The sequence below is a fragment of the Massilia sp. BGA-UO-ETr-WB1 genome, assembly GCF_059567845.1.
Map to the genome: position 1 here is coordinate 657467 of NZ_JCAQOT010000023.1, position 24290 is coordinate 681756.

16 protein-coding genes and 1 pseudogene are annotated in these 24290 nt (G+C 66.8%); 12 read left to right on the forward strand and 5 right to left on the reverse strand.

All coding sequences use genetic code 11. The features are described from left to right. Positions 1-31: 31 nt before the first annotated feature. The 4 genes and pseudogenes from AC56DV_RS11385 to AC56DV_RS11400 form a co-directional block, all read right to left on the reverse strand. Positions 32-313 carry an iron uptake protein gene (locus AC56DV_RS11385; protein ID WP_496314386.1) on the reverse strand — a complete coding sequence of 94 codons (282 nt, stop codon included), beginning with the start codon at positions 311-313 and terminating at the stop codon, positions 32-34. 16 nt (positions 314-329) lie between these two features. Continuing rightward, positions 330-2516: a TonB-dependent siderophore receptor gene (locus AC56DV_RS11390; RefSeq protein WP_496314387.1), complete on the reverse strand. Its 2187-nt coding sequence runs from the start codon at positions 2514-2516 to the stop codon at positions 330-332. 109 nt (positions 2517-2625) lie between these two features. Beyond that, positions 2626-2964 carry a cyclophilin-like fold protein gene (locus AC56DV_RS11395; protein WP_496314721.1) on the reverse strand — a complete coding sequence of 113 codons (339 nt, stop codon included), beginning with the start codon at positions 2962-2964 and terminating at the stop codon, positions 2626-2628. Between the two features lie 48 nt (positions 2965-3012). Next, positions 3013-4131 (reverse strand): annotated as a pseudogene (locus tag AC56DV_RS11400) (MFS transporter); the annotation flags it as partial. Between the two features lie 268 nt (positions 4132-4399). Here AC56DV_RS11400 and AC56DV_RS11405 point away from each other — a divergent pair. Next, positions 4400-5305 carry a LysR family transcriptional regulator gene (locus AC56DV_RS11405; protein ID WP_496314388.1) on the forward strand — a complete coding sequence of 302 codons (906 nt, stop codon included), beginning with the start codon at positions 4400-4402 and terminating at the stop codon, positions 5303-5305. A 44-nt stretch (positions 5306-5349) separates the two neighbouring features. Here AC56DV_RS11405 and AC56DV_RS11410 read toward each other — a convergent pair whose 3' ends face one another. Beyond that, positions 5350-6597 (reverse strand): MFS transporter, encoded by a 1248-nt coding sequence (locus AC56DV_RS11410; RefSeq protein ID WP_496314389.1) that lies wholly within the window; start codon positions 6595-6597, stop codon positions 5350-5352. A 104-nt stretch (positions 6598-6701) separates the two neighbouring features. Here AC56DV_RS11410 and AC56DV_RS11415 point away from each other — a divergent pair, with 104 nt between their 5' ends. The 11 genes from AC56DV_RS11415 to AC56DV_RS11465 all read left to right on the forward strand — a co-directional run bounded on the left by AC56DV_RS11415 (position 6702) and on the right by AC56DV_RS11465 (position 24184). Further along, entirely contained in the window at positions 6702-7313 is a 612-nt protein-coding gene (locus AC56DV_RS11415) for a TetR/AcrR family transcriptional regulator (protein WP_496314390.1), read from the forward strand. A gap of 146 nt (positions 7314-7459) precedes the next feature. After that, positions 7460-8917: a Gfo/Idh/MocA family protein gene (locus AC56DV_RS11420; protein ID WP_496314391.1), complete on the forward strand. Its 1458-nt coding sequence runs from the start codon at positions 7460-7462 to the stop codon at positions 8915-8917. Positions 8918-9111: 194 nt separating this feature from the next. After that, positions 9112-12024 carry a TonB-dependent receptor domain-containing protein gene (locus tag AC56DV_RS11425; protein WP_496314392.1) on the forward strand — a complete coding sequence of 971 codons (2913 nt, stop codon included), beginning with the start codon at positions 9112-9114 and terminating at the stop codon, positions 12022-12024. 126 nt (positions 12025-12150) lie between these two features. Beyond that, positions 12151-14385 carry a hypothetical protein gene (locus tag AC56DV_RS11430; protein ID WP_496314393.1) on the forward strand — a complete coding sequence of 745 codons (2235 nt, stop codon included), beginning with the start codon at positions 12151-12153 and terminating at the stop codon, positions 14383-14385. Next, positions 14382-16052: a DUF5060 domain-containing protein gene (locus AC56DV_RS11435; RefSeq protein WP_496314394.1), complete on the forward strand. Its 1671-nt coding sequence runs from the start codon at positions 14382-14384 to the stop codon at positions 16050-16052. The genes AC56DV_RS11430 and AC56DV_RS11435 overlap by 4 nt, the downstream gene beginning before the upstream one ends. After that, positions 16049-17386 (forward strand): pectate lyase, encoded by a 1338-nt coding sequence (gene pelA / locus AC56DV_RS11440; protein WP_496314395.1) that lies wholly within the window; start codon positions 16049-16051, stop codon positions 17384-17386. The genes AC56DV_RS11435 and pelA overlap by 4 nt, the downstream gene beginning before the upstream one ends. Positions 17387-17512: 126 nt before the next feature. After that, positions 17513-18913, forward strand: a complete 1401-nt coding sequence (locus AC56DV_RS11445) for a 3-oxoacyl-ACP reductase (protein WP_496314396.1) — start codon at positions 17513-17515, stop codon at positions 18911-18913. Positions 18914-19078: 165 nt separating this feature from the next. Further along, on the forward strand, positions 19079-21535 hold the full coding sequence (galB, locus tag AC56DV_RS11450; RefSeq protein WP_496314397.1) for a beta-galactosidase GalB: 2457 nt from the start codon (positions 19079-19081) through the stop codon (positions 21533-21535). Between the two features lie 106 nt (positions 21536-21641). Next, on the forward strand, positions 21642-22856 hold the full coding sequence (legP, locus tag AC56DV_RS11455; protein ID WP_496314398.1) for a Dot/Icm T4SS effector Zinc-dependent metalloprotease LegP: 1215 nt from the start codon (positions 21642-21644) through the stop codon (positions 22854-22856). A 16-nt stretch (positions 22857-22872) separates the two neighbouring features. Then, positions 22873-23826, forward strand: coding sequence for an MvdC/MvdD family ATP grasp protein (locus AC56DV_RS11460; RefSeq protein WP_496314399.1), 954 nt, complete (start codon positions 22873-22875; stop codon positions 23824-23826). 7 nt (positions 23827-23833) lie between these two features. After that, entirely contained in the window at positions 23834-24184 is a 351-nt protein-coding gene (locus tag AC56DV_RS11465) for a hypothetical protein (protein WP_496314400.1), read from the forward strand. Positions 24185-24290: the final 106 nt, after the last annotated feature.

Below are 24290 nucleotides of genomic sequence, written 5' to 3' on the forward strand. Positions count from 1 at the left end.
ACTCCGGTAGGGAAGCTTGATTCAGGTTGGCTCAGGCGCGCGCCAGCAGCCAGGCGGCGCCGCTCATGGCGGCGCCGCCGCCCAGCAGTACGGTCCACACGCGCACCAGGCTGGCTGCCGTGTAGGTCCAGCAGAAGCACACCAGGAAGACCAGGAAGGCCAACAGGTAGGCCACCGTGCGGGCTTCGCCGTAAGGCATGCCGGCGGCCAGCAGCAGCGTGATGCCCAGCACCACGCTGCCCCAGACGAAGGCATATGCACCCAGCAAACTGGCGGCCACGCGCGAAACGATGTGGCTGGCGGAATGTTTCATGGCGTTTTCCTGTGGATTAGAAACGGTAGTCCATCGTCAGCAGCACTTTGCGCGGCTGGCCGTAGGTGTAGGGCGCGCCCCACCAGTAGCTGCCCGAGCGGTACTTCTTGTCCGCCAGGTTGGAGACGTTCAGCTGCAGCGACAGGTGCTTGTCGAACGCGTAGCGCGCCATCACGTCGATCAGCGCGTACGCGCCCTGGCCGACCTTCTCGGTCAGGCCGGTGGCCGGATTGGCCGCGCTGGCGGGACGGTCGCCTTCCCAGTTGACGCCGCCGCCGAAGCTCAGGCCGCTCAGCTCGCCCTGCAGGGTGTACTTGGTGAACAGTTTGAGCTGCTTGCGCGCGTGGTCCACCGCCACGTCCACGCCGCCGGCGTCCTTGGCGGAGAAGTGCGTCCAGCCCAGGCTTACGTTCCAGTTGCGCGCCAGGTCGCCGTTCACTTCCATTTCATAGCCCTTCACCGTCACGCCCTGCGCGGTGCGGAAGGCCGGATTGGTGGTGCCCGGCACGAAGAAGCCGACGTCGGCCACCGCGAAGTTGCTTTGCTCGGTGCGGAACACGGCGCCCGAGGCATTCAGCTTGCCGTCCAGGAATTCGCCCTTCAGGCCGGCCTCGTAGCTCTTGCCTTCCAGCGGATCGAGGTAGGCGCCGTTGCGGTCGCGGTTGGTCTGCGGCTTGAACTGGTCGGTGTAGCTGGCGTAGGCCGAAGTCTGCGGGCCCAGGTCATACACCAGGCCGGCGTACGGCGTGAACACGCGCTTGTGCTCGATCCGGTAGGCCGACGCAGTCCACGCGGCCGCTTCCTCGTCGCGCTGCCAATTGCTCACGCGGCCGCCGATGATGGCCTTGAACGCATCGGTGAACTGCAGGCGCGCGGCGGCGTACAGGCCGGACTGCTCGGTGGTGCCGCGCGAACCCTGGTAGCGCGGGCCCATGGCCGGTTCCGGGTAGGAGCCGTCCCAGTTATTGAAATCCGGCAGCGGCGCCATGTCGCCCACCAGGTCGCGGTTGCTCCAGCCTTCCGTCAGGCGGCTGTGCACCACGCCCACGTTGAGCTCGTGGTGGCGGCCGAATAGCTGGAACGGGCCGCCGGCGCTGGCGCTCACTTGGGTTTGCTTCGGATCGGAGATGTAGTGGTAGGGCAGGCCTTGCAGGCCCAGGCCGGTGCTGCGGTCCGGGTCGCCCCATACCCACAGCAGCTTGGAATCCTCGTTCTGGCGGTGGTGGCTGACGTCGGCGCGCAGCGTCCAGCGGTTGGCCAGCGTGTGCTGCAGGTTGATGAAGGCGGTCTGCTCGTGCGTGTCCCACTGGTTCCAGCGGGTGGCGGTGGTTTTCGAGGTGTCCCAGTCGGTGCGCGAACCGTCCGTGTACCAGTAGGGCAGGCCGGCCCACAGCACGCCGTTGCGCTCGTCGCGCTGGTCGCTCAGGCCCACGCTCAGGCGGGTGTTCTTGTCCAGGTCCGCGTCCACCACGCCGTAGAACACTTTGTTGTCCGTGTGCTCCAGGTCGATGAAAGCGTCCTGCTGGCTGATGCCGGCGACAAAGCGGCCGCGCACCGACCCATCCTGGTTCAGCGGCGTGCTCAGGTCCACCGTGCCGGTGCGCTGCTTCCACGAGCCCAGCTGGGCGCTGACGGAACCGCTGAAGACCTTGCTGTCGGCATGCTTGCGCACCAGGTTCACGGCTGCGGAAGGATCGCCCGCGCCGCCCAGCAGGCCGGTCGCGCCGCGCACCACCTCGATGCGGTCGTACATGGCGGTGTTGCCGGTTTCTATGCCGATATTGCCGGTGGCCATGGGGATACCGTCGAACTGGTAGTTGTTGATGTCGAAGCCGCGCGCCGAGACGTTGTTGCGGCCCCGGTCTACCGGCTTGACCGAGATGCCGATGGTGCCGCCCAGCGCGTCGGCCACGGTCATCATGGCCTGGTCTTCGATGCGCTGGCGGGTGACGATGGAGACCGACTGCGGCGTGTCGCGCACCGACAGGTTCAGGCCGGTGGCCGTGCCCATGGCGCCCTTGGTGTAGGAGTTCGATCCCTCGGTGGCGTCCGTCAGGCTGGAGCCTTGCACCACCACCTGGGGCAGCACGGCGTCGGCGGCGGTAGCGGTACCAGCTTGCGGCTGGTCTTCCGCCTGGGCTTGCATGGCGCACAACGCGAGTGAAACTGCCAGCGCCAGGCGGCGGGGAGCGGGGGATGTCATGGGGATGTCGGCCTCTAAATGAGAATGCAAATGAGAATTGTTCGCAATATTATATGGCGAAGATGCTCAATTTGCAAAAAGAATGCCGTCGCCCTCGGGACAGTGCGGTTTATCTGCCTTTTCGAAACTCCACCCGGGCGCCATGCCTCCCCAGCGCTTGCGCCAAGCCGGAAGGATCGGTCACGCGGCCGATGCTGGAATACGCGTAGGGAGAGGGGAACGATTTATAGAAGACGACCATGGTCTTCGCACCGTACAGCATGAGGTCGCCATTGCGTATCGTTCCCGGACTGCTGGCGTTGGCGGGCAGCGCCATTGTCAGATCCGCGTGCTTCTCGTTCCCGTTGAGTTCCGCCATCTCCAGTGTCAGCGGCAGCATCCCGGCAAATGCGCGCCCGGTCGCGTTCTCGGCCAGGGTGACGGCGAAGCGGCGTTCGCCGACGGCCATCCAGATCTGCGATTCCTCCACGGCGGTGCTGGCAGTGTTGGCGGCATGTGCCGGCTGCGGGCGCGAGGCCAGGAATGTGAGGAAGGCCGCCAGCAGCAGCATGGCTGCGCTCGCGATAAAAGTGCTTCGGTATCCGGCCCTGTCGAACAACAAGCCGCCGAGGGTGGAGCCCGATGCGATGGCGAGCTGCACAACGGCCACCATCAGCCCGCCGCCAGCTTCTGCATCCCGTGGCAGCGTTTTCGCCAGCCAGGACCACCAGCCGACCGGCGCAGCGGTCGCAACGGCGCCCCAGACGCCCAGCAGTGCAGCCACCGCGGCGACCCGGCCGCCAAAGACGGTGAGCGCCACGGCGATCAAGGCCATCACGATGGGAATCACCGCCAGCGTCCAGTAGAAATTCCACTGCAGGATGTTGCCAATGACGGAAGTTCCGACAAAGCCGCCAACCCCGATCGCCAGCAGGATGAGCGACAGCGTGGATACGTCCACGTGCGTCACCGTTTCCAGGAATGGGCGCAAATAGGTGAACAAGGCAAACTGTCCCATGAAGAACGCGGTAACGGCCAGCATCCCCCAGGCCACCGATGGATTCCGGAGCAGTTTGAATACATTGCGGGAGCCCGCCGCGCCAGCCTGGGGCTGCATTGAGGGCAGGCTGCTCCATTGCCACACAAAGGCAATCAAGGCCACAGGCACCAGGCAGAAGAATGCGCCTCGCCATCCAATCACTGCACCCAGGTAACTGCCCAGGGGCGCCGCAACCACGGTCGCCAGCGCGTTGCCGCCATTGAAGATGGCCAGGGCGCGCGGCACGTGGTGAGATGGCACCAGGCGCATCGCGGTCGCCGCTGACAGGGACCAGAAGCCGCCGACTACCACGCCGATCAGGGCGCGGCCAGCCATGTAGAGCAGGTAATTCGGCGCCATTGCGACAACGGCCCCGGAGATGGCCATCAGCGCAGTCAGCCCCAACAAGAGGGTCTTGCGGTCCATGCTGCCCGCCACTGCCGAAATCGACAGGCTGGTGAGGACCGCGAATGCGCCGGAGATGGCAATCCCTTGTCCTGCCCAGCCTTCACTGACCAGGAGATCGCTGGCTATCGGCGTCAACAGGCTGACCGGCATGAACTCCGATGCGATCAGCGTGAAAACGCACAGCGCCATGGCAAAGACACCGCCCCACATGGCCGGTCGTGCGCCGGCGAATTCCACGTGGCGCTGTGGCGCCGCCTCGGCAAGGGCTGTATCTTGTATGGTCATGTCTGTTTCTCCGGTGTTCGTTGAGAATGAGTCCGGGCCTCATTCGTTCAGCGACATCCTACGTTGCGGTCAAAGCGCCAACACGCAGGAAAACGGAAAAGGTATATGTGTAGTAGCCATGAATGTTCTGTATATTCATGTCTAAAATCGCACATTGCCCGGGGATAGGTTTATGGCCAGAGACAATATTATTGATATTCTTATATTTTTCGAAGTCGCCCGCGAGCGCAGTTTTACGCGAGCAGCAATCAAGCTTGGCATGTCTCAATCCACTCTCAGCCACATTGTTCGCGACCTGGAAGCCCGCCTGGGTGTGCGCCTGCTGAACCGTACGACGAGGAGTGTTTCTCCGACTGATGCGGGTGAGCGCCTGCTGAAAAATGTTGCGCCGCGGCTTGATGAGGTCCAGGCTGAAATCGCTGCCGTCAGCGACTTGAACGGCAAGCCGGTGGGCACTGTGCGCATCACCGCCATCGACCATATTATCGACACGCTGCTGTGGCCCAGGCTGGCGCCGGTGTTGCCGGACTATCCAGACCTGAACGTCGAGATCCACTCGGACTACAAGCTGATCGATATCGCGGCGGACCGCTATGACATCGGCGTGCGCTACGGCGACCAGGTGGAGCAGGACATGATCGCAGTCCGGCTCACACCCGACATTCCCACCATGATCGTCGGTTCGCCCGGCTACTTCTCCCGGCACTCCCGGCCAGCCACCCTGCAAGATCTCATGAAGCACAACTGCATCACCTTGCGGCTGGCGGGCAGTGGCGGCATCTACGCGTGGGAACTGAAGCATGGCGGCCGCAGCGTCGAGGCCAGGGTAAGCGGCCAGGCCCTATTCACCAGCGCCTTGCCCATGGTGAAAGCTGCCCTGAGCGGCAACGGACTGGCATTCGTGACTGAGGATCTGGCGGCTGAGCATGTGCGTGAAGGCCGGCTAGTCAGCGTCATGCAAGACTGGTGCGGAACGTTCCCGGGTCTCCACGCGTACTACCCCAGCCGCCGCCATGAATCAAGGGCGCTGCGAATTGTTGTCGAAGCCATTCGGCACAAGGACTCAGCCAGGCCTTAGCTTCCGCCGGAACCCACCGGTGGATGCTGAAACTGCAGGATAACTCAATGTACTGCGTGCAGCTTGACCGCCGGCCCTTCATCGCGCCCGCCCCAGGCCGCGATGGCGGCGGCCATGGCGATGGCGAACGCGCCGCCCACCACCATGGCGCTGGCCACGCCCAGGTGGTCCACCGCCATGCCGCCCACCAGCGCGCCGCTCGCCAGCGACACCTGCGCCGTGGCGACAAACACGGCGCCGCCGCTTTCCATGGCGTCCGGCGCGGCCCGGAACATCCAGGTCTGCACCGAGATCGGCATCATGCCGAACGCCAGCCCCCAGGTGATGATGAGCGCGGTGGCGCCCCAGATGGTGGTGCCCAGCAGCGGCAGCAGCGCGGCCGAAATCCCCATCACCAGCCCGGTTGCGATCAGCGAATTGCGCACGCTGCGCGCCACGGCCCAGCCGCCGATGATGTTGCCGACAAAGCCGGCCGCGCCGTAGGTGAGTAGCAGCGCGCTGGTGGCCTTGGCGCTCAGTCCGCTGATCTGGGTCAGGAACGGCGTCACATAGGTGTAGGCGGCGAACTGGCCGATGAACACCAGCAGCGTGGCCAGCATGCCCAGGCGGCCTTTTTTCACGCGCAGCAGCGCCGGCAGGTGGGCGAAGGTGGTGGCCTTGTCGGTGGGCAGGCGCGGCAGCAGGAGCAACTGCATCAGGAACACCAGCACGGACACGCCGCCCGCCGCCGCGAACGCCATGCGCCAGCCCAGCACTTCGCCGATCAGCGCGCCGGCCGGCACGCCGGCCACGGTACCTAGCGAAATGCCGGCGAAAATGATGGCGGTGGCGCGGGTGGCGAACGCCGCCGGCACCAGGCGGCCGCCCAGCGCGCCGCCTATGGCCCAGAAGCCGCCCACGCCGATGCCGAGCAGCGCCCGGCCCAGCAGTATCACCGGCAGCGAGTCCGACACGGCCACGATCAGGTTGGAGATGGCCAGCAGGGCGGTCAGGCCCAGGATCACGTGGCGGCGGTCGCTCTTGCCCACGCCGACGGTGACGAGGATGGCGGCGAACGCGGCCACCACGCCCGGTATGGTGACCATCATGCCGGCGACGCCTTCGGTCACGCCCAACTCGGCGGCGATGGCGGGCAGCAGGCCCACCGGCAGGAACTCGGTGGTCACCAGCGCGAAGGAGCCCACCGCGACGGACAGCACCGCCAGCCACGCGGAGCGGGGCGGCGGGCTGGAAAGAGTTGAAATGGGCGCGTCGTCGGCGGGCGCGGGGAGGGCGTTTGATTTGTTTTGCATGGGTATCCTTATGACCTGTGCAGTAAAAATGCTTGAGTTTTTTACTGATCAGTTCATAATCGACGCCAGCACCATTTTTGTCAATAAATTTTTAACCGATCGGTATGAAAGATAGTTCCGCCACCGCCCGCAAGACCGGCCGTCCGCGCACCTTCGACGAGGACGCGGCGCTGGAGCAGGCCATGAAAGTGTTCTGGGAGAAGGGCTTTGAGGGCAGTTCGCTGCAGGACCTGACCGACGCCATGGGCATGAACCGGCCCAGCCTGTACGCCATCTTCGGCAACAAGGAGAACCTGTTCCGCATGGCGGTGGAGCGCTACAGCGCGGGCCATGAGCCGGAAACCATCGCCGCGCTGATGGAGCCGACCGCGCGCGCGGTGGTGGAGCATTTGCTGCGCGCGGCGGCGGACGCGCAAACCGAGGACGGCAAGCCGCACGGCTGCCTGGTCATCAACGGCGCGCTGGCCTGCGGGGAAGAGGCGCTGCCGGTGCGGCAGTCGCTGGCCGAGCGCCGCGCGCAGAAGGAGGACAAGCTGCGCCAGCGCTTCGAACGCGCCAGGCGTGAAGGCGACCTGCCGGCCGATACCTGCGCGCTGCAGCTGGCGCGCTATGTGATGACGGTATCGCACGGTATGGCGGTGCAGGCCATGGACGGCGCCACCCGCCAGCAGCTGCACCAGGTGGTGGACCAGGTGCTGCGTTCCTGGCCGGCATGATGCGCCTCGTAGTGCGCCGTTGTTCTTTTCGCTCAAATAATTGATTGGTCTAGCCAATTTTGTAATTGGTCTTGCCGCTGTCCGCGCCCAGGGCTACCATGTCCCCGGCACTATTGCCTGGAAAATGACAAGTAAGGGGACACAGCATGGACGAAAAAGGTTTCGGACCGATGGACCGGCGTACCGTATTGAAGGCGGCGGGCGCCGCCGGCCTGGCGCTGGCGGCAGGCGCCAATAGCGTCTTCGCGGCCGAGGCGCGCAAGCGCTACGCCGTGGTGGGCGTGGGCTCGCGGGCGCGCATGTTCACCGGCGCCATCACCGGCACCTACAAGGACCGCAACGAGATCGTGGCCATCTGCGACCGCAATCCCGGCCGCGCGGCGCTGGCCGTCAGGAAGATCACCGCCACCGGCACCGGCGCGCCCAAGGCATACGCACCGGACGACTTCGAGCGCATGATCCGCGAAACCAGGCCGCAGTTCGTCATCGTCACCACCACCGACGCCAGCCACGACGACTACATCGTGCGCGCGCTGGACGCCGGCTGCGACGTCATCACTGAAAAGCCGATGACCACCACCGCAGAAAAGGCCCAGCGCATCCTGGACGCGGTCAAGCGCAGCGGGCGCCACATCCGCGTCACCTTCAACTACCGCTACTCGCCGCCGCGCACCCAGGTCAAGGACCTGCTGATGAGCGGCGAGATCGGCGACGTGCTGTCGGTGGACTTCACCTGGCTGCTCAACACCAAGCACGGCGCCGACTACTTCCGCCGCTGGCACAGCGACAAGGCCAATTCCGGCGGCCTGATGGTGCACAAGTCCACCCACCATTTCGACCTGGTGAACTGGTGGCTGGGCGCGCAGCCGGAAACCGTGCACGCCTTCGGCTCGCGCCAGTTCTACACCCCGGTGATGGCCAAGCGCATGGGCCTGCAGGGCGCGCACCAGCGCTGCCTGACCTGCACCGAAAAGGCCAAGTGCAGTTTCTACTTCGACCTGGCGGCGGACCCCGGCCTGAAGGAACTCTACCTGGATAATGAGAAGCACGACGGCTACTACCGCGACCAGTGCGTATGGCGTCCCGAGATCAACATCGAGGACACCATGAACGTGATGGTCCGCTATGACAACGGCGCGCAGCTGAACTACGCTTTGTCGGCCTACGATGCGTGGGAGGGCTACCACATTGCCTTCAACGGCACCAAGGGCCGCATCGAGCACCGCATCGTGGAATCGGCCGGGGTGGCGGGGGCCAGCGAGATCCAGAGCAAGAGCAACAACGTGCAGACGCGCGTGATCCCGCTGCGCGGCAACGCGCGCGAGATCGAGCCCTGGACCGGCACCGGCGGCCATGGCGGCGGCGACGACGCCATGCTCAAGGAGATCTTCGGCGACGCGCCGGCCGACAAATACAAGCGCGTGTCCGACGAGCGCGCCGGAGCCTATTCCATCCTGGTGGGCGTGGCCGCGAACCGGTGTTTCGAAACCGGGACCTCGGTGCGCATCGCCGACATGGTCACCGGACTGACGCCGCCGGAGCGCGCCCCCATGCCGGACCGCGCCGGCCCGGTGCCGATGCCGGTGCGCGTGAAGATGCCCTAAGCTGCCCTGATTCATTGAAAAGGCTGGCTGCGGTCTTGCATTTTATGTGGATAAATTGCAACGTCGTAGCCAGTCTGGTCTGAACTGTGAGGTTTTTCTTGTTAAGGTGGTCTAACCAATTTACTATCTGGCTATACCAAATAAAAGATTGATCGAGCCACTTTCGATTGCACACCTTAAGGAGGAGACCCCCCATGAAGCAAACAGCCAAACCGAATTTACAACGCGCAGCGCTGGCGGCTGCCGTCAGCCTGGCCGTGCTGCAGATGGCCGCCCAGGCCCAGGCCCAGACCGCGCCGGCGGGCGAGCAGCAAGTGCAGGCCGTGGTCGTCACCGGTTCGCTGATCCGCCGCGTGGCCGATGAAGGCGCCACCCCGCTGACCACCATCAAGGCCACCGAGCTGGAAGCGCGCGGCCACACCGAGCTGAAAGACCTGGTGCTGGAACAGCCGCAGTCGCTGTCCCTGGGCACCAACTCCGGCGCCGCCGGCCCCGTGACCAATCTGCGCGGCCTGGGCCCGATGCGCACCCTGTCGCTGCTGAACGGCCGCCGCCTGGCCAACGAGCCGCTGCAGGACCAGTACGTATCCGTCAACGTGATGCCGCGCATGGCGCTGGACCGCGTGGAAACCCTGAGCGGCGGCGCCGCCTCGATCTACGGCGCGGACGCCATCGGCGGCGTGCAGAACTACTGGACCAAGCGCGGCTACCAGGGCGCCTCCGTCAAGGCCGAATACGCCACCCCGGAAATGAGCGGCGGCGGCGACACCAAGAGCATCGGCGCCATCTTCGGCTACGGCAACCTGAACAAGGACGGCTTCAACGCCTACATCGCCGTCGACCACCAGAAGAAGACCGCGCTGTTCCAGGCCGACCGCCCGGAGCAGCACGATCCGGCCATCCTGCGCACGCTGGGCCTGGGCCTGCTGCCGGACGCGCGCAATCCCAGCCCGATCGCCAACTTCGGTTTCACCCGCGCCGCCAACTCGAACTACAACCCGGCTTTCGCCACCGGCTGTGCCTCGCCGTACGCGCTGCCCACGCTGGGCAACGCCAGCGCCAACACGCCGCCGGTGTATGCGCCGGGCTGCTTCCGCAATCCGCTGTACTGGAACGCCGTCACCGACGGCAGCGAGATCACCAACGTGGCCGCGCGCGCCAGCTGGAACTTGGCCGGCGGCCACCGCATTGACCTGGATGTCCTGCACAGCAATTTCACCGTGCAGAAATACCGCGGCATGCAGGTGCCGGGAGCCACGCAGCCGTTCACCACCTATTCGCTGCCGTCCACCAGCCGCTTCTATCCGGGCAAGGGCATCACGCCGGCCGTACAGGTGGTGGGCAGCAACACCGGCTCCAACACGCCGGCCATGTTCATCGACAGCACCAAGACGCCGGGCACGGTCAGCAACCTGAACCTGAACAATCGCACCGTCTTCTTCCAGTGGGGCCCTGCGGAGCTGGGACCTGCCTACCGCAACGACGAGCAGACCAACAACCGCATCGTGCTGTCGGCCGAGGGCGAAGTGCTGGGCTGGGACTACCGCGCAGGCTTGAACTACGGCGCCTCCGAGCGCGACACCCGCGTGGGCGAAGGCTACATCCTGTACAGCAAAGCGCAGGAAGGCTTCGACAAGGGCATCCTGAATCCGTTCGGCCTGCAGGACGAAGCCGGCGCGCAATACCTGCGCGACATCCAGGCCAATGACTACACCTACCGCCTGAACAAGGCCTACAACAAGAGCGTGGACGTGACGTTCTCGCGCGCCCTGATGGCGCTGGGCGGCGGCGACCTGACGCTGGCGGTGTCCGGCGAATTGCGCCGCGACTCGGCCCGCACCTTCAATGCGCCGCTGGACTACGTGCTGAAGAAGGCCGACGGCAGCTACAACATCGACGCATCCGGCAACGTGGTGCAGTCGGACCTGGTGGGCGAAACCCCGCAGGGCGTGGCGAAGAAACTGCAGCGCGACATTTCCTCGCTGGTGATGGAGGTCGATGCGCCGCTGACGTCCAGCTTCCTGCTGAACGGCTCCGTGCGCGCCGACCACTACGACGATCTGAAGCAAACCACGGTCAATCCGAAGCTGGCCGCGCGCTGGCAGCCGATCCAGTCGCTGGTGCTGCGCAGCTCCCTGTCGACGGGTTTCCGCGCTCCGTCCATCATGGACATCCAGAATCCAACGCCGGAAGTGCGCACCCAGGTGATGGACGATCCGGTCCTGTGCCCAAGCTCGCAGCCGACGGTGGCCGGCACCGGTACGCCACGGCCCGGCTACACCGCAGACCAGGTCTGCAACGTGACCACCAACTACTGGACCAAGACGCCGAACAACTCCTTCCTCAAACCTGAGAAATCGCGCGGCTTCTCCTTCGGCGGCGCTTACGAGCCGATCAAGGACCTGGCGCTGACGGTGGACTACTGGGGCCTGAAGCTGAAGGACGTGCTGGGCGCGCTGACCATCGCCGAAGTGCAGCAGAACCCGACCAAGTACGCCGAGTACATCATTCGCGGTTCGAACGGCGTGATCGACCACATCGTGGCCAGCCAGGCCAACCGCGGCCAGTCGCGCATCCGCGGCGCGGACGTGTCGGCCAGCTACCGCTTCCCGGCCACCAGCATCGGCACCTTCAACGCGAAGATCGACGCCACCTGGTATCACAAGTATGAGTTCCAGAGCGAGAAGGACGGCGCATGGCTGTCGAACGTCGGTATCATCACCAACGACGGCCGCTTCGGCGGTGCGGGTCCGAACTCCGGCCTGGCCGGCATGCCGCAGATCAACCCGCGCTGGAAGTACACTGCGGCGTTGACCTACAACACCGGCGACTGGAGCAGCACGCTGTCGCAGCGCTTCCAGACCGGCCTGAACGACATGACGCCGCGTGCCGGCTCCTCGCTGACCACGGTGGATTCGTACAGCCAGTACAACCTGAACGTACGCTACAAGGGCTTCAAGAACACCACCGTCAGCCTGGGCGTGAACAACCTGACCAACGAATGGCCGCCGCTCACGTCCAACAGCATCTACAGCGGCGGCTACGTGACCAGCATGGCCGACATGATGGGCCGCGTGTATCGCCTGTCGGTTGAATACAAGTTCTAAGGAACTTGCATGAAGGGCGCGGCTCCGCATTGCGGAGCCGCGCTTGTTTGCATTTGGTATTTGGTTTGCATTCGGTTTGCATTTGCCGCCTTGCCGGCGCGCATACACAGGAGGCAGCATTCCATCATGACGCACCGTAGTTTCGCCGGTATCGCTGGTATCGCATTCATTCTCGCGCTGGCGGCCGGTGCGCCGGCCCGCTCCGCCAACCCGATCGACCGCCAGGCGCTGGCCGCGCGGCACTCGCCGCACCTGACGGCAATCGACATCATGGCCCCGCTCAGCGTGGGCAACGGCCGCTTCTGCTTCACGGCCGACGTCACCGGCCTGCAAACGCTCCCGGACCACTACCGCGCCGGCGGCACGCCGCTGGAAACGCAGGCGCGCTGGTCCTGGCACGAGAACGCCAACCCCAATGGCTACAAGCTGTCCGACGCCAACCGCGACTACACCGCCCACGGCCGCACGCAAGGCTATCCCACCAGGTCCACCACGCCGGCCGGTATATGGCTGCGCGAAAATCCGCACATCCAGCCGCTGCCGCAGATCGGCTTTGTGCTGGCCGGGGAGGGCGCGCGTGCGCTGACGGCTGCCGACGTGAGCGCCGTGGACCAGCGGCTGGACCTGTGGCGCGGCCAGCTGGAAAGCCGCGTCAAGCTGCTGGGCCAGCCGGCCCGCGTGCGCAGCACCGTCAGCCCGGACAGCGACACGCTGGCGCTGCGCATCGAAACGCCGCTGTTTGCGCAGGGCCGGGGCCAGGGCCGCATGGCCGTGCGCATCGCGCTGCCGCTGGGCTACAACCTGGCCGCCGCCAGGCACAACCCGCCGCTCGACTGGTCGCAGCCCGATGCACACCGGACCACCGTGCTGGCGCAAAGCGCGCGCACGCTGTCGGTAGAGCACAGCCGCGACGCATCGCGCTACGCCATGACGCTGGCCGCCAGCGCGCCGCTCATCATCAGACGCAGTGGCCCGCACACTTTCGACATCACCCCCGCATCCGGCCGCGTGATGGAGCTGACGCTGACCTTCACCCAGCGCAGCCCAACGCCGTCCGCCGCGCCCGATGCCGGCCTCGCTGCCGCTTCCGGCGCCGCCGACCCTGCCGCGTATATCGCCGCCAAGCTGCCCGCCGCGCCGTCTGCCGAAGCAATCTTCGCCCGCAGCGCCGCCCACTGGCGCGGCTACTGGCAATCCGGCGCCGCCGTCGACTTTACCGGCAGCACCGACCCGCGCGCGCACGAACTGGAGCGCCGCGTGGTCCTGTCCCAATACCTGGCCGCCATCCAGCTCGGCGACGAGCTGCCCGCCCAGGAAAGCGGCCTCACCACCGCCACCTGGTTCGGCAAGCATCACACCGAAATGGTCTGGTGGCACACCGCCCACTTCGCCCTGTGGGGCCGCCCGGCCTACACCGCCCGCACGCTCTCCTGGTTCCAGCGCACCTTGCCCTCCGCCCGCGCCGTGGCTGCGGAGCGCGGCCTGCAAGGCGCCCGCTGGATGAAAATGACTGGCCCCGAAGGCCGCGAAAGCCCCGGCGGCAATCCCCTGATCGCCTGGAACCAGCCGCACCCCATTCACCTGGCCGAGCTGCTGTACCGCGCCGACCCCACGCCCGCCACGGTGGCCCGCTACGCCGAACTGGTATCCGAAACCGCGCACGCCATGGCCTCCATGCTGCACTGGGACGCCAGGCGCCAGCGCTACGTCCTTGGCCCGCCGCTATGGATAGCGCAGGAAATCTACGACCAGTCCACCAGCATGAACCCCGCCTATGAGCTGAGCTACTGGGCCTGGGGCCTGGAAAAAGCGCAGCAATGGCGCGAGCGCGCCGGCCTGCCGCGCGACCCGGACTGGGAGCACAAGCGCACCCACCTGTCCGCGCTGCCGCAGAAGGACGGGAAATACGTCGCCGTCGAATCCCACCCGGATACCTGGGACAACGTCGACAGCCGCCATGACCATCCATCGTTCCTGATGGCGCTCGGCCAGCTGCCCGGCGACGGCGTGGACCGCGACACCATGCGCCGCACGCTGGACGCCGTGCTGGAACACTGGGACTGGGCCACCAAGATCTGGGGCTGGGACTACCCGATGATCGCCATGACCGCCGCCCGCCTGGGCGCCACCGGGCAGGCCGTCGGCGTGCTGCTGAAATCGGACGGTCCCAACAACAGCTACACGCAAGCGGGCCACAACCCCAACAAAGGCTTGCCCGTTTACCTGCCGGGCAACGGCGCGCTGCTGGCCGCCGTCGCCATGATGGCCGGCGGCTGGGAATGCGCCCCCGAGCGCGCCGCCCCCGGCTTCCCTGCCGAAGGCTGGACCGTGCGCGCCGAAGGCTTCAGGAGATTGCCGTGAACAGATATTCGATCTTTACCCTTGCTGCGTTTAACCCGGCCCCGCCGCGCCGCATGGCCCGCCTCGCGGCGCGCTTCATGGCCGTCCTTGCAGCCGTCCTTGCGCTCGGCCTCCCGCTTTGCCTCGTTTCCGCCCGCGCCGTGGCGCAGCCTCCGCAGGCCGCTGCGGCGCCGGTCACCGTGGAACGCTGGGGCAGCACCGAGATCACGCTGCCAGGCCCCGGCACCGGCAATCCCTTCATGGAAGTCGACTTCTCCGCCACCTTCAGCCAGGGCGCGCGCAAGCTCACCGTTCCCGGCTTCTACGACGGCGGCGGCCAGTACAAAGTCCGCTTCATGCCCGACACGGTGGGAGTCTGGGTATATGAAACTCACAGCAACCGCCCCGAACTGCGCGGCCGCAAAGGCCAGCTCACCGCTGTTGCGCCCTCGGCCGGCAACCACGGCCCGGTGCGCGTGCACAACGTCCGCCACTTCGCCTACGCGGACGGCACGCCGTTCTGGCAAGTGGGCACCACCAGCTACGCCTGGGCGCACCAGACCGACGCGCTGGAACAGCAGACGCTGAAGACGCTGGCCGGCGCGCCGTTCAACAAGCTGCGCATGGCCATTTTCCCCAACCACGACGACAAGAGCGAAGCGCCGCGCTTCCCCTTCGCCGGCCAGCCACCCAAGGCCTGGGACTTCACGCGCTTCAACCCCGAATTCTTCCGGCACCTTGAGCAGCGCGTCGGCCAGCTGCGCGACATCGGCGTCGAGGCGGACCTGATCTTGTTCCACCCCTACGACAAGGGCTACTGGGGCTTCGACCGCATGCCGGCCGAGGTGAATGAGCGCTACCTGCGCTACGTGGTGGCGCGGCTGAGTTCCTACCGCAACGTGTGGTGGTCCATGGCCAACGAGTTCGACTTCCTCAAAGAGAAGAGCATGCCGGAGTGGGACAGCTATTTCCAGATCGTGCAGGCCAGCGACCCATACCAGCACCTGCGCTCCATCCACAACGCCTTCGTGTTCTACAACCACACCAAGCCGTGGGTGACGCATGTGAGTGTGCAAAGCGGCGCCATCGCGGAAGACTTCGAGCGCGCCGTGCTGCTGCGCGACGTCTACAACAAGCCGGTGGTGTACGACGAGGTCAAATACGAAGGCAACTTCCCGCGCCGCTGGGGCCAGCTCAAGCCGGAGGAGATGGTGCTGCGCTTCTGGATGGGCGCCATCGCCGGTACCTACGTGGGCCACAGTGAAAGCTATGAAGACCCGAACGGCATGATGTGGCTGGCCAAGGGCGGCGTCTTCAAGGGAACAAGCCCGCCGCGCCTGGCCTTCTTCCGCAAGATCCTCAGCGAGAGTCCGCGCGAGGGGCTGGAGCCGATCGACAAGTGGCAGGGCAATCCCTTCGCTGGCAAGCACGCGGAGTACTACCTGGGCTACTTCGGCCTTGGCGCGCCGAAGAGCTGGCCGTTCGTGCTGTTCAAGACCGGCCTGCAGGACGGTATGAAGTTCCGGGCCGAAGTCATCGACACATGGAACATGACAGTCACGCCGGTGGACGGCACCTTCGAGATCGTCAAACGCGACAACTACTATTTCGCCGACAGGAACGGCCGCAGCATCGCGCTGCCCGGCCGGCCTTACATGGCGCTGCGCATTGTGAGGGTACCGGAATGATGAATGTGAAAAAGCCGCGCCCGGCACGCCTCCCGCGCGCCGTCGCCACCGCCTTCGCGGCCACCTTCGCCACTGCTGCATTGCTGGCCCTCGGCGCGGCGCCGACGGCGGCGCGGGCCGAAATCGTTGGCCATATGCAGCCGCCGGAGGCGCTGAGCGAGGCGCGCATCGCCAGCCTGGCGCCGGCGGAGCAGGGCGCCTGGCTGGACTACCTGGCCCGCTCGCGCGCGTTGATGGCCGCAGACAAAGCCGCGCTGGCAGCCGAGCGCGGAAATGCGGCCGCCGCCTTGCCGGCCGCGCCGCCGCGCAACACCCGCTCCGACGGCGGCATGCCGCTGAACCGTCCCGCCGCCTGGTACGGCAGCGCCGAGGCGCGCGGCATCGCCGCCAACATCGTCAGCTTCCAGACGCCTGCCGGCGGGTGGGGCAAGAACGCCGACCGCGCCGCCGCCCCGCGCCAGCGCGGCCAGCACTACGTGGTCGACGACGTCTATTCCGGCACGCCGTCCCGCAGCGACGCCTGGAGCTATGTCGGCACCATCGACAACAACGCCACCACCTCCGAACTGCGCTTCCTGGCCCGCGTGCAGGCGCAGGCGCCCGGCCCGGAAGGCAACGCCTACCGCGAGTCCTTCCTCAAAGGCCTGCGCTACCTGCTCAACGCCCAATACCCGAACGGCGGCTATCCCCAGGTCTACCCGCTGCAAGGCGGCTACCACGACGCCATCACCTTCAACGACAACGCCATGAGCAGCCTGGTGCTGTTGCTGGCCGAGGTGGCGGACGGGAAGGGCGATTACGCCTTCGTCCCTGCCGCCGTGGCAGGCGAGGCGCGCGCCGCCAACGCCAGGACAGTGCAACTGATCGTGGCCACCCAGCTGATGTCCGGCGGCGTGCGCAGCGGCTGGTGCCAGCAGTACGACGCGCTTACCGTGGCCCCGGTCGGCGCGCGCAACTTCGAACCGATAGCGCTGGCCAGCGGCGAAAGCGCAAGCCTCATGACGCTGCTCATGCGCCTGCCCGACCCGGCGCCGGACACCGTGGCGGCCGTGCGCGCCACCGCCGCCTGGCTGCAGCGCGCCGCACTGCGCGACGTGGAATGGACCGGCAAGGAGCCGGGCATTGGCCGCAAGCTGGCAGCCAAACCCGGCGCAGGCCCGCTGTGGTCGCGCTTTTACGACATCGCCACCATGAAGCCCGTGTTCGGCGACCGCGACCGCAGCATCCACGACGACGTCAACGCCATCAGCCTCGAACGCCGCAATGGCTACGCGTGGTTCAGCAACGGCCCGGCCAAGGCGCTGGAGGCGTACAACAGCTGGCCGCACCGTTAGGCGGGGCAGCGGCGCTGAAGCCTGCAGTATCCGAAAATAGAGGAGTTTGCCGAGTCAACCCGTGCTGCCGCTCGGTTATGATGGCCGCCTATTGGCATATCGAGATACTTGGCAAGGGAAAGCGGCATGAGCGACATACTGATGAAATGGCACGGCAGCCGCCTGGCTGCGCCTTTTGCGCGTGCGCTGGGTTTGCCCAAGCCGGTGGCGCTGGCGCGCGCGGCCGGCGGCTATGAGGCGCGGCCGTTCGAAGGCAAGAGCGCGTGGCTGTGCGCGGCCGGCGGCGGTTACGCGGCAGCCGCGCTGCGCAGCGCGCTGGAGGAAGCCGGCGCCAGCGTGCCGGCGGCGCCGCCGGACGGCGAAGGCCAGCAGGCCGGCATCGTGGTGATGGACGCCACCGGCTGCCGCACCCCGGCCGATTACCGCGCGCTGTACGACGCCTTTCATCCCATCATGCGCCGCATCACCCGCAACGGCAGGGTGCTGGTCGTCGCGCCGCTGCATGAAGCCGGCGGCGACCCGGTGCAGGCGGCCGTGGCGCGCGGCATCGAAGGCTTCGCCCGCTCGCTGGGCAAGGAACTCGGGCGCAAGGGCATCTGCGTGAACACCGCCTATGTCGCCGCCGGCGCCACGGACAGGCTGGCGGGCGTGGTGCGCTTCTTCTGCGGCGCGCAAGCCACCTATGTATCCGGGCAGGCCGTACGCGTCACCGCGCGGGTTGCCGCGCCACCGCCTCCCGCCGGCGCTGCCTCCGCTGCCTCCGCTGCCCCCGCTGCGCCGCCGCAGGCGCAAGTGCTGGCGGGCAAGACCGCGCTGGTGACCGGCGGCGCGCGCGGCATCGGCAAGGCTATCGTGGAGCGCCTGTCGCAGGAGGGCGCGCGCGTGATCTGCCTGGACGTGGCGGGCGCCGCCGAGGAGCTGCGCAGCACCTGCGCGCAGTTCGGCGCCATTCCGCTGACGCTGGACATCACCGCGCCCGGCGCGCCGGCCCAGCTGGCGGAATTCCTGCGCAGCGAGGGCGGAGGCCTGGACATCCTGGTGCATAACGCCGGCGTAACGCGCGACCGCACGCTGTCGAACATGCAGCCGCAGGACTGGGACCTGGTGGTGAACATCAACTTCGCCGCCATCGTCGCCATCGACAGCGAGCTGCTTGCACGCGGGCTGCTGCGCGACCAGGGACGCATCGTGTACCTGTCGTCCATCAGCGGCGTGGCCGGCAATTTCGGCCAGACCAACTACGCCGCCACCAAGGCGGCGCTGATCGGCTACGCGGCGGCGCAGGCGCCCTTGCTGGCGCCGCGCGGCATCTGCGTCAACGCCATCGCACCGGGCTTCATCGAAACCGCCATGACGGCCAAGCTGCCGTTCTTCACGCGTGAAGTGGGCAGCCGCCTGAACGCGCTGATGCAGGCCGGCCAGCCGAGGGACGCGGCCGAGCTGGTGGCCTTCCTCAGCAGCCCCGGCGCCTGCGGCGTCAGCGGCGAGACGATACGGGTCTGTGGCCAAGGCATGATGGGGGCTTGAGACCGTGGCGGAGCTAGTCCTTTTTTCGCTTTTGCTATACGATTTTCGGTATTGATCTGTAAAGCTTTTCAAGTTGATACTGGGTGCCCGATCATCCATATTCCGACTGCCATGCGTCTGTTTCCTCGCGTGTTACCCCACCTGCTGCTCGCCGCCGGCGTGGGCATGAGTATGTCCGCCCATGCCGCCGAACGCACTTCCTTCAATGCCGGCTGGCGCTTCATGAAGGGCGAGCCGGCCGGCGCCCCCGGCGCCGGCGCGGCCGTGGCGCTGGACGACGCCGGCTGGCGCAAGCTGGACCTGCCGCACGATTTCGGCATCGAAGGTCCGTTCAAGCAGGAGTACGAGGGCGAGACCGGCAAGCTGCCATGGTGGGGCGTGGCCTGGTACCGCAAGACGTTCACCGCGCCGGCGGGCGACGCCGGCCGCCAGGTCTATCTCGATATCGACGGCGCCATGTCGCACGCCACGGTCTGGCTCAACGGCCAGCAGGTGGGCGGCTGGCCTTACGGCTACAGCTCCTTCCGCGTCGACCTGAGCAAGCACCTCAAGCCGGGCGCCGAGAACGTGCTGGCGGTGCGCGTCGACAACCCTCCCGAGTCCTCGCGCTGGTATCCGGGCGGCGGCATCTACCGCAACGTGTGGCTGGTGAAGGCCGCGCCGGTGCACGTGGCGCACAACGGCACCTTCGTCACCACCCCCATCGTCAAGGCCGATGCCGCCACGGTGGACGTGCAGGTGACACTGGAGAACAACGGCGGCGCCACCGCCGCCCAGGTGTCGACCTCGATCTACGCGCTGGACGCGGCGGGGCGCCGCACCGGTCCCGCGCTGGCGCAAAGCAGCCCGTCGGCGCTGACCAAGGTGGGCGCCGGCCGCCAGATCCTGCTGGCGCAGTCGCTGCAGGTGAGCCAGCCCAAATTCTGGAGTCCCAAGTCGCCGCAGCGCTATGTGGCGGTGACCACGGTGTCCGGCGAAGGCAAGGTGGTGGACCAGGTGGAAACCCCGTTCGGCATCCGCACCGTGGCCTTCGACGCCGAGCGCGGCTTCCTGCTGAACGGCGAGCGCGTGGTGATCCAGGGCGTGTGCATGCACCACGACCTGGGCGCGCTGGGAGCCGCGCTCAATGTACGCGCGCTGGAGCGGCAGCTCGAGATCTTGCGCGACATGGGCGCGAACGCCATCCGCACCACGCACAATCCGCCCGCGCCGGAGCTGCTGGACCTGGCCGACCGCATGGGCTTCCTGATCGTGGAAGAGGCTTTCGACGCCTGGCGCCTGGGCAAAAAGAAGAACGACTACGGCCTCCTGTACGACGCGTGGCACGAGAAGGACTTGCGCGCCATGGTGCGGCGCGACCGCAACCACCCCAGCATCATCATGTGGAGCATCGGCAACGAGATCCGCGAGCAGGGCGAACCGGAAGGCTGGAAGATGGCCGCCCACCTGTCCGACATCGTGCGCAGCGAGGACCGCACGCGCCTGACCACGGCCGGTTTCAACCACGTCGTCTCCGGCTACAACGGCTTCCAGACAGCGGTGGACGTGGTGGGCTTCAACTACAAGCCGTGGGAATACCCGACCTTCCACAAGAGCGCGCCGCAGATCCCCGTCATCGGCAGCGAAACCGCGTCCACGGTCAGCTCGCGCGGCGAATACTTCTTCCCGGTCAGCGACGACAAGTCGCAGGGCATGGCCAACTTCCAGGTCAGTAGCTACGACCTGTCGGCGCCGCGCTGGGCTTCCGCGCCGGAGCTGGAATTCAAGGGCCTGGACGACAATCCCTTCGTGGCGGGCGAATTCGTCTGGACCGGTTTCGACTACCTGGGCGAGCCGACGCCGTACAACGCGGACAGCACCAACGTGCTGAACTTCACCGACCCCGCCGCCCGCGCGCGCGCCGGGCAGGAACTGGCGGCGCTGAGCAAGGTCAAGGTGCCGTCGCGCAGCTCCTACTTCGGCATCGTCGACCTGGCCGGTTTCAAGAAGGACCGCTATTACCTGTACCAGGCGCGCTGGCGCCCGGAGCTGCCGATGGCGCACCTGCTGCCGCACTGGAACTGGCCGGAGCGGGTGGGGCAGGTGACGCCGGTGCACCTGTACACCTCGGGCGACGAAGCGGAGCTGTTCCTGAACGGGAAATCGCTGGGCCGCAAGCAGCGCGGCGCGCGCGACTACCGCCTGCGCTGGGACGACGTGGTGTACCAGCCGGGCACGCTGAAGGCGGTGGTCTACAAGCAGGGCAAGCCGTGGGCCGAGGATACCGTGCAGACCGCGGGCAAGGCCGCCAGGCTGGCGCTGACGGCGGACCGCAGCGCGCTGCAGGCGGACGGCAAGGACCTGTCCTTCGTCACCGTTGCCATCACCGACAAGGAAGGCCGCCCGGTCCCGCGCAGCAGCAACGCGGTGCGCTTCACCGTCAGCGGGCCGGGCGAACTGGTGGCCACCGACAACGGCGACGCCACCAGCCATGTGTCGTTCCAGTCGCCCGAGCGCGCCGCTTTCAATGGCTTGGCGCTGGCCATCGTGCGCACCAAGGCGGGCCAGGCGGGCGCCATCACGGTCACCGCCACCAGCGATGGACTGGCTGCGGCCAGGGTGACGCTGAACGGCAGGCAGTGAAGACTGCGCGGGCGTGATTATTGGTGACAATCTTCGCAGAATATTGTCCTATCTTTATCGGGGAGACTGCCTTTACTTGACGTGACTACTGTTTTGGAGGCGCACCATGGCGACAACTCCCAAAGACAAGAACGACGCGTGCGAATGCCGGTCCGGCCCCATTTTCGGTACCGCGCTGGTGAATGGCGTCACGTTCTCGAACAAGTGGCTGAACTACGCCGAGGTGGATGGCCAGGCCATGTTCGAAGGCGATATCGTGCTGGGGTCGGTGAACGAATTGCAGGCCGACGAAGGCGGCAACATGGTCCTGTTTTCGGTGGGGATCAGCGGGCAGCAGTTCCGATGGCCGAACGGACGCATCCCCTACGAGATCGATCCGGCCCTGCCGAACCAGCAGCGGGTTACCGACGCGATCGCGCACTGGCACGCCAACACCACCATCCGCTTTGCGCCGCGCGCGGGCGAGAGCAATTACGTGCGCTTCGTGCCGGGCGGGGGCTGTTCGTCGCGGGTCGGCATGGTGGGCGGCCGGCAGGACATCACGCTGGGCGCCAACTGCACCACCGGCAACGCCATCCATGAAATCGGCCACACGGTCGGCCTGTGGCACGAGCAGAGCCGCGAGGACCGCAACAATTTCATCAATGTGGTCTTCGCCAATATCGACCCGGCGATGCAGCACAACTTCAACCAGCAGATCGCCGACGGCGACGACATGGGGCCGTACGATTTCGGCTCCATCATGCACTATCCCGCCACCGCGTTTTCGATCAACGGCCAGCCCACCATCGTGCCGCGCCAGCCCTTGCCGCCGGGCGTGACGATGGGGCAGCGCGCCGGGCTGTCGGCGGGCGACATCGACGGCGTGCGCCAGATGTATCCGGCGCCGCCCACCGCCAAGGAAGTGATCAAGGACCCGATCACGGACCCGATCACCATCAAGGAGGCCCGCAAGGATCCGATCCGCGACCCCATCACCATCAAGGAGATCCGCAAGGACCCGATCCAGGACCCGATCACCATCAAGGAAATCCGCAAGGATCCGATCCGCGACCCGATCAATACCATCAAGGAGGCCGCGCGCGACCCCATCACGCCGCCCGGTTTCCCGCGCCAGCCGTTCGGCGACGGCGGCGCCACGCCCTTCATCCTGGCCGGAGGCAGCCGCTTCCAGGGCAGCGACCCGCTGGCCGACGCCATGGACCAGGTACAGCAGCTGGCCGCGGCCCACACCGAGGCGCAGCAGCAGGCCGATGCGCTGGCCGAGGCCTACGAACAGGCGGTCGAAGTGCTGGCCCAGCTGCAGCAGGGGCGCGGCTAAGCGCCCGGGAACGGCCATGATCCTGGTCGTTTCCTATCCGGACGACGAACACACCAGCCAGGTGGTGCAGCGGCTTGCGGCGCGCGGGCGCGACGTGGTGCAGCTGGACCTGGCCGATTTCCCGGCGCGCCGCGCCGTTGCGCTGCATTGGGGCGAGGGAACGCCGCGATTCCTGGTCGAACACGGCGGCGAACGGGTGGACCTGGCGCGTGCGCGCGCAGTGTGGTGGCGCCGGGTAAGCCATTTCAACATCGACCCGGCCGTGCGCGGCGGCGAATACACCGCCTTTGCGCAAAGCGAAACCGCGCAGGCGGTGCACGGCATGCTGGACTCGCTGGACTGTCCCTGGATGAACCCGCGCGAAGCCGACGCCATGGCGCACAACAAGCCTTACCAGTGGAGCGTGGCGCAGCGCCTGGGCTTGAGGTTGCCGCGCACGCTGGTCACCTCCGACGCCGGGGCGGCGCGCGCCTTCATCGGGGGCATGGGGCAGGCCAGGGTGGTCTTCAAGGCCTTCCTCGCCGCGATACAGCAGTGGCGCGAAACCCGGCTGGTGCAGGCGGAGGACCTGGAGCGGCTGGAGCTGGTGCGCTACGCGCCGGTGATCTTCCAGGAGTACATTGCCGGCGTGGATTTGCGGATCACCATGATAGGCGATAAAATCTTTGCAGCGGAAATCGACGTGCGCAACACCTCGTACGAAGTGGACATGCGCATGACGGTGGGCGAAGGGCTGGTCCGCGCCGTCGAATTGCCGGAGGCATTGCAGGCGCAGCTGCGCGAGCTGCAGCGGCGCCTGGGACTGCGCTACGGCGCCATCGACATGCGGCGCAGCGAAGACGGCGCCTACTATTTCCTGGAAGTGAATCCGGCGGGCCAATGGCTGTTCGTCGAACAAAGAACGGGCCTGCCCATCAGCGAGGCTTTGGCAGATTATTTGTGCGGGCTGAGCGACAGCGGCCCGCCGTGAGGCGGCGATGCAGGCGGACCGGCAGATCCAGGGCGAGATTGTATTTCCGGCGGACGCCGGCGGCGGCGTTGCGGCGCAAGTGACGGTAGAGCTGCGCGACGTGTCGGCGCAGGACCAGGCGTCGACCTTGCTGGCCAGCGCCACGCTGTCCCAGGTCGCGGTGGCTCCCGGGCTGCGCGTCCCCTTCAGCCTGAGGGCGCCGGCCGGCGCCGCCGGCGCCGCGCTGTCCATGCGCGTGCAGGTCGATATGCGGCCCGGCAACCGCCACGCGCCGGGAGATTTTCTCAGCACGGCGGAGGTCCGGGTGCCGGCCGGCGGCGACGTCCAGGGCCTGCAGGTCGCCGTGACCCGGCTGTAGGCCGCAGCCCCGCTATCGTGCGCGGCGGGGCAGGGCAGTCCGGTACTATCACCGTCAGCGCGCCCGGCGATGGCGGCGCCTCGTCCACGTTGCACTACTTTGGAAG

What these genes read in the sequence shown, in the direction of transcription:
- AC56DV_RS11385 (WP_496314386.1), bottom strand. Translation starts at nt 313, where the DNA reads ATGAAACATTCCGCCAGCCACATCGTTTCGCGCGTGGCCGCCAGTTTG.
- AC56DV_RS11390 (WP_496314387.1), bottom strand. Translation starts at nt 2,516, where the DNA reads ATGACATCCCCCGCTCCCCGCCGCCTGGCGCTGGCAGTTTCACTCGCG.
- AC56DV_RS11395 (WP_496314721.1), bottom strand. Translation starts at nt 2,964, where the DNA reads ATGGCCGTCGGCGAACGCCGCTTCGCCGTCACCCTGGCCGAGAACGCG.
- AC56DV_RS11405 (WP_496314388.1), top strand. Translation starts at nt 4,400, where the DNA reads ATGGCCAGAGACAATATTATTGATATTCTTATATTTTTCGAAGTCGCC.
- AC56DV_RS11410 (WP_496314389.1), bottom strand. Translation starts at nt 6,597, where the DNA reads ATGCAAAACAAATCAAACGCCCTCCCCGCGCCCGCCGACGACGCGCCC.
- AC56DV_RS11415 (WP_496314390.1), top strand. Translation starts at nt 6,702, where the DNA reads ATGAAAGATAGTTCCGCCACCGCCCGCAAGACCGGCCGTCCGCGCACC.
- AC56DV_RS11420 (WP_496314391.1), top strand. Translation starts at nt 7,460, where the DNA reads ATGGACGAAAAAGGTTTCGGACCGATGGACCGGCGTACCGTATTGAAG.
- AC56DV_RS11425 (WP_496314392.1), top strand. Translation starts at nt 9,112, where the DNA reads ATGAAGCAAACAGCCAAACCGAATTTACAACGCGCAGCGCTGGCGGCT.
- AC56DV_RS11430 (WP_496314393.1), top strand. Translation starts at nt 12,151, where the DNA reads ATGACGCACCGTAGTTTCGCCGGTATCGCTGGTATCGCATTCATTCTC.
- pelA (WP_496314395.1), top strand. Translation starts at nt 16,049, where the DNA reads ATGATGAATGTGAAAAAGCCGCGCCCGGCACGCCTCCCGCGCGCCGTC.
- AC56DV_RS11445 (WP_496314396.1), top strand. Translation starts at nt 17,513, where the DNA reads ATGAGCGACATACTGATGAAATGGCACGGCAGCCGCCTGGCTGCGCCT.
- galB (WP_496314397.1), top strand. Translation starts at nt 19,079, where the DNA reads ATGAGTATGTCCGCCCATGCCGCCGAACGCACTTCCTTCAATGCCGGC.
- legP (WP_496314398.1), top strand. Translation starts at nt 21,642, where the DNA reads ATGGCGACAACTCCCAAAGACAAGAACGACGCGTGCGAATGCCGGTCC.
- AC56DV_RS11460 (WP_496314399.1), top strand. Translation starts at nt 22,873, where the DNA reads ATGATCCTGGTCGTTTCCTATCCGGACGACGAACACACCAGCCAGGTG.
- AC56DV_RS11465 (WP_496314400.1), top strand. Translation starts at nt 23,834, where the DNA reads ATGCAGGCGGACCGGCAGATCCAGGGCGAGATTGTATTTCCGGCGGAC.